Origin of the sequence: Bradyrhizobium barranii subsp. barranii (assembly GCF_017565645.3) — a bacterium.
GTDB classification, from domain to species: Bacteria; Pseudomonadota; Alphaproteobacteria; order Rhizobiales; family Xanthobacteraceae; genus Bradyrhizobium; species Bradyrhizobium barranii.
Genome location: NZ_CP086136.1, coordinates 3238785 through 3251914, shown reverse-complemented (window position 1 = coordinate 3251914; position 13130 = coordinate 3238785). Strand labels below are relative to the sequence as shown.

9 protein-coding genes are annotated in these 13130 nt (G+C 65.2%); 2 read left to right on the top strand and 7 right to left on the bottom strand.

The window, feature by feature from the left end; genetic code table 11:
* Position 1 precedes the first annotated feature (1 nt).
* Complete coding sequence (locus J4G43_RS15645; protein ID WP_208085351.1) at positions 2 to 706, bottom strand: cysteine hydrolase family protein; 705 nt, start codon at positions 704 to 706, stop codon at positions 2 to 4.
* A gap of 322 nt (positions 707 to 1028) precedes the next feature.
* Positions 1029 to 1979 carry a hypothetical protein gene (locus tag J4G43_RS15640; protein ID WP_208085349.1) on the bottom strand — a complete coding sequence of 317 codons (951 nt, stop codon included), beginning with the start codon at positions 1977 to 1979 and terminating at the stop codon, positions 1029 to 1031.
* Between the two features lie 164 nt (positions 1980 to 2143).
* Between J4G43_RS15640 and J4G43_RS15635 the strand changes: the two genes are divergently transcribed.
* Positions 2144 to 5620 (top strand): indolepyruvate ferredoxin oxidoreductase family protein, encoded by a 3477-nt coding sequence (locus tag J4G43_RS15635; RefSeq protein WP_208085348.1) that lies wholly within the window; start codon positions 2144 to 2146, stop codon positions 5618 to 5620.
* A 47-nt stretch (positions 5621 to 5667) separates the two neighbouring features.
* Here J4G43_RS15635 and J4G43_RS15630 read toward each other — a convergent pair whose 3' ends face one another.
* Positions 5668 to 6843: an IS481 family transposase gene (locus J4G43_RS15630; protein WP_208085346.1), complete on the bottom strand. Its 1176-nt coding sequence runs from the start codon at positions 6841 to 6843 to the stop codon at positions 5668 to 5670.
* A 192-nt stretch (positions 6844 to 7035) separates the two neighbouring features.
* On the bottom strand, positions 7036 to 8766 hold the full coding sequence (locus tag J4G43_RS15625) for an FAD-dependent oxidoreductase (RefSeq protein ID WP_208085344.1): 1731 nt from the start codon (positions 8764 to 8766) through the stop codon (positions 7036 to 7038).
* Positions 8767 to 8871: 105 nt separating this feature from the next.
* Between J4G43_RS15625 and J4G43_RS15620 the strand changes: the two genes are divergently transcribed.
* The gene (locus J4G43_RS15620) at positions 8872 to 9936 is read left to right on the top strand and encodes an IS630-like element ISRj1 family transposase (protein WP_011084514.1); all 1065 of its coding nucleotides are present in this window, start codon (positions 8872 to 8874) and stop codon (positions 9934 to 9936) included.
* A 9-nt stretch (positions 9937 to 9945) separates the two neighbouring features.
* Here the strand turns inward: J4G43_RS15620 and J4G43_RS15615 are convergent, their stop codons facing one another.
* From J4G43_RS15615 to J4G43_RS15605, 3 genes are all read right to left on the bottom strand, one after another.
* On the bottom strand, positions 9946 to 10965 hold the full coding sequence (locus J4G43_RS15615) for a S1C family serine protease (RefSeq protein WP_208085342.1): 1020 nt from the start codon (positions 10963 to 10965) through the stop codon (positions 9946 to 9948).
* Between the two features lie 106 nt (positions 10966 to 11071).
* Positions 11072 to 11521 (bottom strand): hypothetical protein, encoded by a 450-nt coding sequence (locus tag J4G43_RS15610; RefSeq protein ID WP_208085340.1) that lies wholly within the window; start codon positions 11519 to 11521, stop codon positions 11072 to 11074.
* A gap of 7 nt (positions 11522 to 11528) precedes the next feature.
* Positions 11529 to 13127: a GMC family oxidoreductase gene (locus tag J4G43_RS15605; protein ID WP_208085338.1), complete on the bottom strand. Its 1599-nt coding sequence runs from the start codon at positions 13125 to 13127 to the stop codon at positions 11529 to 11531.
* Positions 13128 to 13130: the final 3 nt, after the last annotated feature.

Sequence of the window (13130 nt, the reverse complement as noted above, 5' to 3'; positions counted from 1 at the left end):
GCTACCCCTGTGTGGTCGAAGTCTTCATTGCCTCCAAGACTGCGGCTGAGTCCGCGACCCAGCCGAAGATGCCGCCCTGGGCCTTGATCATCTTCAGGCCCATCTCGTGAAACTCGGGGAAGTAGGACGCGCAGCCGTCCGAGATGACGACGCAGCGATAGCCACGGTCATTGGCCTCGCGCACGGTGGTGTTGACGCACACCTCAGTCGTGACGCCGCATACGAGCAAGTTCTCGATGCCGTATTTCTCCAGCACGTCGGTGAGCTCAGTGGCGTAGAACGCGCCCTTGCCGGGCTTGTCGATCACGACTTCGCTGTCGAGCGGATAAAGCTCGGGAATGATGTCGTGGCCGGCCTCGCCGCGAATGAGAATGCGCCCCATCGGGCCGGGATCGCCGATGCGCAAGGACGGCGCGCCGCGCTCGACTTTCGCCGACGGCGCGTCGGACAGATCGGGCAAATGCCCCTCGCGCGTATGGATCACCAGCATGCCGGTGTCACGTGCCGCCTTCAGCACCGCGCCGATCGGCTTCACCGCGCGCGCGAGCTGGCTGACATCGTTGCCCAGCGTCTCGCCGAAGCCGCCCGGCTCCATGAAATCCCGCTGCATGTCGATGATGAGAAGCGCGGTGGCAGGCCAGTCGAGCCTGATCGGCTCGGGCTCGGCGCTGATGACGCCCAGTGTCGGCTTGGTTGAGTTCAACATGACGCCCGCCCTCGCGAGAACTCTCTTTGCCAGGAGTTCTGCAAACGCCGTGCCATTGTGTACAATAGCGGGGGAGCGCGGGCCGCGAGAGAATTCACTGTACGGTCAGAAGCTTACGTCCGCGACAGGCGGTTGCTTATTCCCTGTGCGGCGGCTTTGCGACGTGCAGTTGCTTAAAGGATGAGCGGGGACGAGACATTCCATCAGCCGTCATTCCGGGGCGACGCGTAAGCGTCGAGCCCAGAATCCATCGGGCCGCAATGTGTGAGGTGAAATGGATTCCGGGTTCGCGCTACGCGCGCCCCGGAATGACGAGCGGAGCCTACCGCCCCGCGCCGTACAGCTGCCGATACTCATTCTCATACGGCGCATAGGAGTCCTTCAGCGTCGCCATGTTGAGCAGCATGGTCGCGACCACCGTGTTCGCCTTGTCGAACAGGCGGGTCTTCACCCAGGCGCTCTCGGTGCGGCGGCTGCCGGAGAGCGCGACAACCTCGCGCTCGATTTCATACGCCTCATCGACGAAGAGCGGTCCCTTGATCAGCCTGATCTCCTGGTCAGCGAACAGACCGACCGCCGGCCCCTTCGCCGGCAGCGGATCGTCCTTGGAGCGGTACTGGAACAACACGCTCAGCATCTCCATCGGGATGATGGCCTTGCCCCACGGGTTATCCGCTCCGGAATAATACGGCGAGTTCTCGGTGATGACGGCGAGCTTTTGCCGCAGCGAGAACGGATAGAGGTCGCCCATGTTCTGGTCGAACGCCATCCGCACCGTCTGCCTCTTCCACTTCATGCCAACTTTCAAATCTTGGAGGATCACGGGGTCCGCGAGCGGCTTGAGTTCGCGAAGGCGCACGTCGAGCGCGGTCGGCGCACCAACTATATCGGCCGTGCCGCGCAGCACCTCGGTGCGGTCCCGCTTGAACATCTGGATCTGACACTCGGGCTGCTGCTCAGCCGAGGATGCCAACATGATCGCCTGCACCTCTTCGCCTTCGAAACAGGCGTTGCGGTAATGCACAGAGAGGCACCCGCTCTCGAACCAGGCATCTCCCCACAGCCGAGCGCCCAGCGGGGCGAACTGGCTGAAATGGGTCGGGCCCTCGATGGTGCCGCCCTTGAAGCCGAGCTTCTGCGCGGTGGCGTCGTCGTGGATGGAGGCGTGCGCGTCATAAGTCTGCGCGTGGAGCATCTGCCGCGGCTGGCGCCACGGCCCGACAAGGGCTCCAGCCGTTTCTGCGATCTCGGTGTCGAATGCGTTTGCAGCCATGGCGTTCTCCACTGGAAGCCATGACTAGCAGGAGCGCCACGGATGCGGCTAGCCGTATTGACTTCGCTAGCCCATGCTTTTGACTGTCACAATTCGCGTCGCGCCGCCGCTATCCCTCCCGCAGCGCAAACCCCCACGCCGAACGAGAGACGAGGATTCCTGAAATGACGCTGATGCAGGTCGAGCTGGACGACAAATACCGGCTCGAATCGAAGCGGATCTTCCTGTCCGGCACGCAGGCGCTGGTTCGGTTGCCCATGTTGCAGCGCGAACGCGACCGGCTTCAGGGCCTCAACACCGGCGGCTTCATCTCGGGCTATCGCGGTTCCCCGCTCGGCATGTATGACCACGCGCTGCGGCGCGCGAAGTCGCACCTCCAGCAGCACGACATCGCTTTTGTCCCCGGCCTCAACGAGGATCTGGCGGCGACCGCGGTCTGGGGCAGCCAGCAGGTCGGCCTGTTTCCCGGCGCCAAGGTCGATGGCGTGTTCGGCATCTGGTACGGCAAGGGCCCCGGCGTCGACCGCTCGGTCGACGCGCTCAAGCATGCGAATGCGGCCGGTACCTCGCTCAATGGCGGCGTGCTTGCGCTCGCCGGCGACGACCATGGCTGCCAGTCCTCGACGCTGGCGCATCAGAGCGAGCAGGTGTTCGCGGCGGCGCTGATCCCCGTGATCAATCCGGCGACGCTCCAGGACTATCTCGATCTCGGCCTCTACGGCTTCGCGCTGTCGCGCTTCTCCGGCTGCTGGGTCGGCTTCAAGGCGATCAGCGAGACGGTGGAGAGCTCGGCCTCGATTGACAGCGATCCCGGGCGCATCCAGATCAAGCTTCCCGACGATTTCGAGATGCCGCCCGGCGGCCTCAACATCCGCTGGCCCGATCCGCCGCTAGAGGCCGAGAGGCGTCTGTTCGGCCCGAAGATGGCCGCCGTACAGGCCTTCGCCCGCGCCAACCAGCTCGATCGCATCGTGCTCGATTCCAAGCCGGCCCGGCTCGGCATCGTCGCGACCGGCAAGGCCTATCTCGACCTCCGCCAGGCGCTCGCTGACTTAGGCATTACCGACAAGGACGCGCAGGACCTGGGCCTGCGCATCTACAAGGTCGCGCTGACCTGGCCGCTGGAGGAAAGCGGCGCGAAGCGTTTTGCCGAAGGTCTTCAGGATGTGCTCGTGGTCGAGGAGAAGCGCGGCTTCATCGAAGACCAGCTGATGCGCATCCTCTACAATATCGATGCATCGAAGCGCCCGACCGTCACGGGCAAGCGCGATGAGCGCGGCGCGCCGCTGTTGCCGAGCGAAGGCGAGCTGACGCCGACCATTGTCGCAGGGGCGCTGGTGGCGCGCTTGCGCAAGCTCGGCCATCACAGCCCGGTGCTGGAGCAGCGCCTCGCCCGGCTCGAGGCTTTCGACAATCCCGTCACATCAAGCACGCAGATCAAGCTCGCGCGCACGCCGTTCTTCTGCTCGGGCTGCCCGCACAACTCCTCGACGCGCGTGCCCGAAGGAAGCCGCGCCATGGCCGGCATTGGCTGCCACGGCATGGCCTTGAGCATGCCGACCCGCCGGACCGATCTGATCTCGCATATGGGCGCCGAGGGCGTGAACTGGATCGGCCAGTCACCCTTCACCACCGAGAAGCACATTTTCCAGAATCTCGGCGACGGCACCTACACCCACTCCGGCCTGCTCGCGCTGCGCGCGGCTTCCGCGGCCGGCATCAACATCACCTACAAGATCCTCTACAACGACGCCGTCGCGATGACCGGCGGCCAGCCCGCCGAGGGCGCCTTCAACGTCGCGCAGATTGCGCACCAGGTCTGGGCCGAGGGAGTCAAGCGGCTGGCAATCGTCTCGGACGATCCGACGAAATATCCGGAAGGCAATTACTTCCCGCAGGGCGCAACCATCCATCACCGCCGCGAGCTCGATGCCGTCCAGCGCGAGCTGCGCGACATCAAGGGCCTCACGGTCGTCATCTACGACCAGACCTGCGCGGCGGAGAAGCGCCGCCGCCGCAAGCGCGGTCTCTATCCCGATCCCGCCAAGCGCGCCTTCATCAACGAGCTCGTCTGCGAAGGCTGCGGCGATTGCTCGCAGGCCTCCAACTGCGTCTCGGTGCAGCCGCTGGAGACCGAGTTCGGCCGCAAGCGGCAGATCGACCAGTCCAACTGCAACAAGGACTTTTCCTGCGTCGAAGGTTTTTGCCCGAGCTTCGTCACCGTACATGGCGGTAGCCTGAAGCGGATGAAGACGTCGGCGGTCGACTCCGGACAGTTGTTCGCCGACCTGCCGCTGCCTCCTGCCCGCGAGCTCGAGGCGCCGTACAACATCCTCGTCACCGGCATCGGCGGCACCGGCGTCATCACCATCGGCGCGCTGCTCGGCATGGCGGCCCATGTCGACGGCCGCGGCTGCTCGGCGCTCGACTTCACCGGCCTATCGCAGAAGAACGGCGCAGTGATGAGCCATGTCCGCATCGCACAGAGGCCGGAGGATATCTCCGCGGTCCGCATCACCACCGGCGGCGCCGACGTCATTCTCGGCTGCGACATGATCGTCTCGGCAGGTCCCGCCGCGCTGAGCCGTGCCGAGCGCGGCGTGACCAAGGCCTATATCAACGCCGACCTGCAGCCGACCGCGAGCTTCGTGCAAAACCCCGATCTCGACTTCGAGATGGGCACGATGCAGACCGTGCTGCGCGACGCCGTCGGCGACAAGAACCTCGACATCATCGACGCGACAGGCATTGCCTCGGCCCTGATGGGTGACAGCATCGCGACCAATCCCTTCACGCTCGGCTTCGCCTTCCAAAAGGGCGCGATCCCGCTGTCGCTGGAGGCCCTGCTCCGCGCCATCGAGATCAACGGCGCGGCGATCGAGATGAACAAGCTCGCCTTCACCTGGGGACGGCTGGCCGCCCACGACATGTCGCGGGTGCGCAGCGTCCTCCAGTTCAAGAGCCGCGCTTCCGCGCCGACGAAGTCGCTCGACGACGTCATCGCGACCCGCGCGGAGTTTCTGACCGGCTATCAGGACAAGGCCTACGCCGACCGTTACCTCGCAGCCGTCGCCAAGGTGCGCAAGGCGGAGAGCACAGTCTCGCCCGCCTCCACCGAGCTGACCGAGGCGGTCGCGAAAAACCTGTTCAAGCTGATGGCCTACAAGGACGAATACGAGGTTGCGCGGCTCTACACCGACGGCAGCTTTGCCAGGAAGGTATCCGAGAAGTTCGACGGCGACTTCACGCTGAAATACCACCTCGCCCCGCCGATCTTCGCGCAGCGCGACAAGACGACCGGACACCTTCAGAAGAAGGAGTTCGGCGGCTGGATGGTCCACGCCTTCCGCGTTCTCGCCAAGCTGAAATTCCTGCGGGGCGGCGCGTTCGACCCGTTCGGCCGCACCGAAGAGCGCCGGACCGAGCGGAAGCTGGTCGCGGATTATCTCGGTATGATCGACCAGCGGATGGCCGGGCTGAAGGCGGAGCAGATCCCGCTGCTGGCGCGGCTCGCCCGCGTACCCGAGACGATCCGCGGCTTCGGCCACGTCAAGGAAGCCAACATCAAGCTGGCGGCGGCCGAGACAGCGCGGCTGGCGGCCGAGCTGGAGAACAGCCGCTTTGCCGCGGCTGCGGAGTAGCGGGGGAGCTGTCGCCTCATTCTCGGTGTCATCGCCCGGCTTGATGTTTAGTCCGGAGACATGGCTGACACCTGTTCGGACACATCACTGACAGGTTGGCCATTGGTCAAGTCGATCGATGCGACCTGCCAGCTGGCGAAGAAGATTCCGTAGTGGCCGTCACGAACCAGTGGCCGGATGGCAAGGCGTTCGCGGGCGAAGGCCTGGGGAACTTTCCAGAAGCGTCCCTTGAAGGAGATGTAGGGTCTTGTCGATGAGACCCTGCGCACGATCTCGCCGCTGTCGTATTCGACGTTCGGAACGCGGGCCGGCATGGGGCGAGCACTTGGCCGGAAGCGATCGGCAGGGACCTGCATATCGAGGCCTTGGTGAGGCCGCTCCAGATTGTAGACCGGCCGCCAGGCGTCGAAGGCGCGCTGGACTTCCGGGAGAGTTCGGAAGCGGCGCATTGCAAACACCTCGGCCTTCAGGGTGCGATGGAAGCGCTCGTTCTTGCCGCGGGCCTGTGGGTGGCATGGCCTGGCGTGCACCACCCTGACGCCAAGCTTGAGCAGCCACACCTTCAGTCCGGTCCAACGAATGCCGGACGTATCGCCCCAGGGTGAGCCATTGTCGGTGTAGAAGGCCTCTGGCAGGCCATAGCAGCGGAACGTCGTCGACAGGTGATTCTGCACGGTGAGACGCTGCTCGTCGGCACATGCCTTCAGGCACAGCACGTAGCGCGAGTGATCGTCGACGATGGTCAGCGGATGGCATCGTGTCCCGTCGGCCAGCGGCAGGTGGCCCTTGAAGTCCATCTGCCACAGCAGATTGGGAGCTTCCTTCTCGAACCGGTGGCCCGGATTGGGCGGCGCATTCTCACTCGGTTTGACCCGGCCGTTCCGACACAGGATCTGGTGCACCGTTGATGGCACAGGCACCGTCTGCCCGCCCCGCTTCAGGCAATGGGCAATCTTCCGTGCTCCCCAAGCCGGATGCTTGTCGCGTACAGCCAGGACTTCTACTTCGACCGCAGCCTCACTCCGCTTGGGCATCGCATGCGGGCGCCGGGAGCGGTCGGCCAGCTCCCGATCGCCGGCCTGCCAGCGCGCCAGCCACTTGTAGCCGACGTCAGGACTGACGTTGAACCGACGGCACAGTTCGCGCCGGTTGGCGCCCTCCTGCAAAGCCAGCCGCACAAACTCGTGACGCTGATCCATCACTGACACCTCGCTCCAAGGCATGGACGGCCTCCCGAATCGGACCAATCCAGCCAATGTTGATGTGTCAGCTATGTCTCCGAACACCCGTCAGTGATCTGTCCGGGCTAAACAGAAGGCGGGCGTTCCAGTACTCCGAGGCGGTTGTGGTTGAATCGATAGGCCGCGGCGTACTGGATGCCCCGCCTTCGCGGGGCATGACGGTGGAGGTAGTGGCTAGACCGAAGCTGACACGCCGGCAGCCGTCTCACGCGCCGCACCACCCTCCGCCAGATGCCGCCCCGCGATATACCCGAACGTCAGCGCCGGCCCGAGCATGATCCCCGGCCCCGGATAATTCCCATTCATGATCGAGCCCATGTCATTGCCACACGCATAGAGCCCCGCGACCGGCGTGCCGTCCTCGCGCAACACGCGCGCCTGGGCATCCACCTTCATGCCGATGGCCGTGCCGAGATCGGCCGGATAGATACGCATCGCGAAGAACGGCGCGCGGAGGATCGGTGCGACACAGGGATTGGGCTTGTGGGTGGCATCGCCGAGGTGGCGCTGATTGATGGTGCTGCCGCGACCGAATTCGGGATCGCGGCCCTGCTCCGCATCAACGTTGTAACCTGCGATCGTCGCCGTGAGCACGGACGGATTGACGCCAATCTTCGCCGCGAGCTGCGCGATGTCGGGAGCCTTGAGCAACTCGCCGCCCGCCACATAGCGCCGGAGGTTGAGCGTAAACGGCTTGATGCGGCCGAGGCCATAGCTCCACAGGAACTGACGGTCGCAGACGAGATAAAACGGCCGGTCCGGCTCGCCATTGCCGTCGCGCAACATCGCCAGCACGAACTCATGGTGCGACTGCGCCTCGTTGACGAAACGACGGCCGGCCGCGTTGATGGCGATCACGCCGGGCTTGGCGCGGTCGGTCACCGTATGCGGAAAAACGCCTCGGCTGCCATCGTCGCGGCGGAACAGCGAGGCCGGCACCCAATAGGCCGGACTCGTCGCCTCCGTGTTGAGCGCGGCACCGGCCGTGGCCGCAAGCCGGAGCCCGTCGCCAGTGCCAGCGGTGCTGGCCGCCGAGACGAAACCAGCCGCGGCCGGGAAGAAGCGTTTGCGCAACACAGCGGCGTGCGAAAAGCCGCCGGTCGCAACCACCACGCCGCGACGCGCGGCGATCAGGCGGTCGCGGGAGCCGTGGCGGATGACAACGCCGCCGACGCGATCGCCCTGCATCGACAGGTCCTCGACATCGGCGCAGAAGAGAATCTCGACCTGCCGCGCCAGCAGCGAGGCATAGAGCCGCGCCGCGAGCGCGTTGCCGAGATGCAGCGTCGTGCCGCGCCGGTTGCGCAGCCGCTGCAACGCATATTCGGAAACCAGCCGCGCCGCGCGCAGGGTCGAACGCAACGATTTTCCGGCCCGGCGTAGATGCGGGATGTCGAGGCGGTTGACCATCATCCCGCCGAACAGCGTGAACTCCGGCAGCGGCGCGCGCAGCCGTGCGACAGGCGCGCCGAGCCGGGCGCCGTCGAACGCGACCGGCTCCAGCACGCGCCCGCCGGGCGTTGCGCCCAACCGCTCCGGATAACAGTCCGGACAGGCTTTCACCGGCTGGAGGCGCACTTCCGTGTTGGCTTCGAGATAGGCGACCGCCTCCGGCCCGCGCGCGAGGAAGGCAGCGCGCAAGCCGGCATTGGCAGGCTCCGGCACCGTGCTCGACAGATACCGGACCGCGTCCGTGATGCTGTCGGACAGCCCGACGTCCTTCATCTTGGGATTGGCGGGGATCCAGACCATGCCGTCGCACCAGGCGGTGGTGCCGCCGACGTACGCCGTCTTCTCGATCACCAGCACGCGCAAGCCTTCAGCGGCGGCAACGGCCGCGGCCGTCATGCCGCCGGCACCAGCGCCGACGAAGATGACATCGTAGGTCTCATGCGCCGGCATCATGCGGCAAGGGTCCGGGAACGAGGCATGACACCGTCATACCTCGCCCGGAGGCACCAACGCTAGTACCCACTTTTCTTGGAACGTGAGTCGTGATTCAAGGTCGGGATGATACCCGAAGCAAGAGAAGTCCACCTTTCGAGGAAAGATCGCAAGGTGCTTGAGGCGTGCTGTCGCTCACCGGTGACGTTGCAGCGCGATTTGAAGCGGGCGCGGATAGTTCTGTTGGCGGCGGATGGGCGCAGCACCCGGTCGATCGCCAAGGAAGTTGGGGTCCAGCCGCGGATTGTCAGCCTTTGGCGGCATCGCTATGCCGACCATGGCCTTGAAGGGCTGCAAGACAAGCCGCGGCCTGGCAAGCAGCCGATCTATACGAAGACGACCGACAAGCGGATTCTGAAGCTGCTGGATAAGCCGCCACCGCAAGGGTTTGCGCGCTGGACCGGCCCCCTGCTGGCCGAGGCGCTGGGCGATGTCGATGTCCAATATGTCTGGCGGTTCCTGCGCAGCCACAAGATTGACCTGGTGGCTCGCAAGTCCTGGTGCGAGAGCAACGACCCGAACTTTACGGCCAAAGCCGCCGATGTTGTCGGCCTCTATGTCGCGCCGCCGGCGAAGGCCATTGTGCTGTGCGTGGACGAGAAGCCCTCGATCCAGGCTTTGGAGCGAGCGCAGGGTTATCTGAAGTTGCCCAATGGCCGCGCCTTAACCGGCCAAAGCCACGATTACAAGCGGCATGGCACCACAACATTGTTTGCGGCGCTCGAAGTCGCCACCGGAAAGATCATCGCGACCCATTCAAAACGCCGGCGCCGCGTCGAGTTTCTCGATTTCATGAACAGCGTCACCGCGACTTTTCCGAACCGCAAGCTTCACGTCATCCTCGACAACCTCAACACCCATAAAAAGAACGAGGACTGGCTCAAGGCCCACCCCAACGTGCAATTTCATTTCACGCCGACAAGTGCGTCATGGCTCAATCAGGTCGAAGTATGGTTTTCCATCTTGCAGGGGCAGTCGCTCAGCGGCACCTCCTTCACGAGCCTCAAGCAGCTTCAGGAACACATCGATGCCTACGTCAACGCATACAACGACAGAGCCGAGCCCTTCGTCTGGACCAAGAAAAAGGTCCGTCAACGCCGTTTCAAAGGCCGCCGTATCACTCAGCTCTGATTCCGGGTACTAGCGCGCCGGCTTGCGTTCGATCGGGTCGATATTGATCGCCCGCAAACGGCCGAGCCGCAGCACGTCCATGGCGAGCCGCCGGTCGATCCGGTCGCGGTCGAGCACGCGGATCAGATCGTCGACACCGTTGATCTCGACGCCGTCGAGCTTGATGACGACGTCGCCGGGCAACAGGCCCGCCTTCGCCGCCGGTCCGTCCGGCTCGATCTGCATCAAGAGCGCGCCCATCTTGTTGTCGACACCGGCCAGCACCGCGTGCCGCCGCGGCACCGGTGCAGTCTGCCCGGCGACGCCGACATAGGCGCGGCGGACATAGCCGTGGCGGATGATCTCCGACAGCACGAACTGCGCGGTGTTGCTGGCGACCGCGAAGCAGATGCCTTGCGCACCGTTGATGATGGCGGTGTTGATGCCGATCACCTCGGCATTCGACGACACCAGCGGACCGCCGGAATTGCCGGGGTTGAGCGCAGCATCGGTCTGGATCACGTCCTCGATCGTGCGGCCGCTCACCGAGCGGATCGAGCGCCCCAGCGCCGAAACCACGCCGGCGGTCACGGTCGACTCGAAGCCGAGCGGATTGCCGATCGCGATCACGAGCTGGCCGCGCCGCAGGGTCTTGGAGTTGCCGAGCGCGGCATAGGGCAAGTCGCGCACGCCGTTGGCGCGGAGCAGCGCCAGATCGGTGTCGGGATCGACGCCGAGCACCCGGGCCTCACCGACGTTACCCTCGACGTCCCGCAGCCGGATCTCCTTGGAGGAACCGACCACGTGGCTGTTGGTGAGCACGAGCCCGTCCGGCGAGATCACGATGCCGGAGCCGAGCCCGCCGCGCTCGCGGCCGTTCGGCACCTTTGGCCCGGTCTCGACGCGCACGACGGCGGGACCGACACGGTCGGTCACGTCGATCACGGCATTGGAATAGGCGTCCAGCAGGGCCCGGTCGTCGACCGGGGCAGACGCTGTCGCTCGCGATGACGCGGCGTCATCGACGATGTCTGAGGTAAAATCCAGCATGGCAAGAGTCCTTGAGGCTCACACAAATGGTGGCCTGTTCCTGCCAGCGCAAGGGACCCGCCTGGGGCGCAAGGCTGGGCTGTCAGGACTTGACCTACCAAGGTGGCTAGGGCGCCCGCCGCAGCGTGCCCGCCCTCGCCTTAACCGGGTCGAGCAGCGACCAGTCGCCGTCCGGGAGCACGTAACCCTTGGGGAACGGCGCGCGCAGCTCGAGCCCGAGCGAGCGCAGCACCCGGTCGTCGCGGTAGTAGCATTGCAGGACGACGCGGACGAGCGTTGCGGCAGCCGCGCCGCCGGAGCTGCGGAACTCCTGCGCCACCGCATCGCGCCTGGCGGCATCGAGCCCGGCGAGCGGTTGCCCCGCGAGCCGCGCCAGATGGTCCAGCGCCGCCGCCACCAATTTGGTGTCGCGGCCCAGCGTCGTCAGGATGTCGGTCTGGACCGCGGGATCGTCGGCGCCGGGCACCTTGTACTCATCGCTGGCGGGAACGATCATCGCAGCGATGGTGCGGAGATCGTTGCATTGGGCGCGGTTGAGTTGATTGTCTGCGGACATGACGGCCTCAGTCGAACAAGTTTGCGAGGCGCTGCTTCATCTGGTCGGCGATGTAGAGCGCGAGGGCCTGGATGGTGGACGTCGGATTGACGCCGCCCGAGGTGACGAAGATGCTGCCGTCGACGATGAAGAGATTTTTCACGTCGTGCGTGCGGCCCCATTCGTTGACGACGGAGCGTTCGGGGTCGGTGCCCATCCGCGCGGTGCCGAGCAGATGCCAGCCGCCCCACGGGATCGGCGAGTTGACGCAGATGTCGGTCGCCCCCGCCATTTCCAGAACCTCGCGGCCGCGCGCGAGCGCATGCTCCATCATCTTCCGGCTGTTCTCGCTGATGGTGTAGTCGATCCTCGGCGCTGGAATGCCGTGGCTGTCCTTCAGGACAGGATCGAGCGTGACGCGATTGTGCTCCTCCGGCAGGTCCTCGCAGATCGCGGAGAATCCCAGCCGATGGCCATTGAGCTTGCGGAAGACGCGGTGATGATCCGCGCCCCACGGCAAAATGCCCCTCTGCTCGCTCACGACAGCCTCGAACACCGGCCCTGCCCCGCGCACGAACTGGACGCCGTAGCCGCGTACGAAACCGCGCGACAGGTCGGTGTCATACCATTCCTTGCTCCATAGGCAGGTCGGCGGCGCGCGGTTGCTGTCGGTTGGCTCCTTCACATAGCCATAGATCTGCGCATAGGGATGGAACATCAGGTTCTTGCCGACGAGGCCCGACGAATTGGCAAGACCGTGCGGGAAGCGGTTGGATGCCGAGTTGAGCAGCAGCCGCGGCGTGCCGACGCCATTGCAGGCGATGATGACGACATGCGCCGGCTGGAACTGCTCGACGCCGTCCTTGTCGTAATAGACCACGCCCGAGGCCATGCCGTTCTCGTCGGTGGTGATCTCGCGCACCCGGCAATGCGTGCGAAGCTCGACGCCGGCGCGGATAGCGTGCGGCCAATAGGTAATGTCGGTCGAGGATTTTGCGCCTTGGGCGCAGGCCGGCGTGCAATGGCCGAGATTGATACAACGCGCGCGGCCCTCATAGTCCGTGGTCGCGACTGTCGTATCCGACGGCCACCAGTGCCAGCCGAGCTTGTTCATGGCCTTGCCGATGATGGCGCCGGACAATCCCATCGGCTGCTGCGGCATCGGCGGATGCGTCAGCGGCGACAGCGGATCGCCCGATAGCCCAGACGTGCCCATGATGCGGTCGTTCTCTTCGAAGAACGGCGTCAGCGCGTCGTAGTCGATCGGCCAGTCGTCGGCGACACCGTCGAGCGTCTTCACCTTGAAGTCGGAGGGATGCAGCCGCGGCCAGTGCGCGGTGTACATCACCGTCGAGCCGCCGACCGCGTTGTAGTTGACGACCTTGATCGGCGAATTGTCGTCGTTGATCGGATAGTCCTCGGGCCGGCCGCGGACATTCGGGCTCGACGACCACTCCCCGTAGAACTTGGCCTCCCAGTCGCGGCCCGTGCTGGGATATGCCGCCGGGTTCATCCAGCCGCCCTGCTCCAGGCAGAGGATGTGCATCTTGGTCTCGGCCAGCGACCACGCGATCGCGGCACCTGAAGCGCCGGCGCCGATGATCAGGACGTCCACGGGGTCTTTCATCGA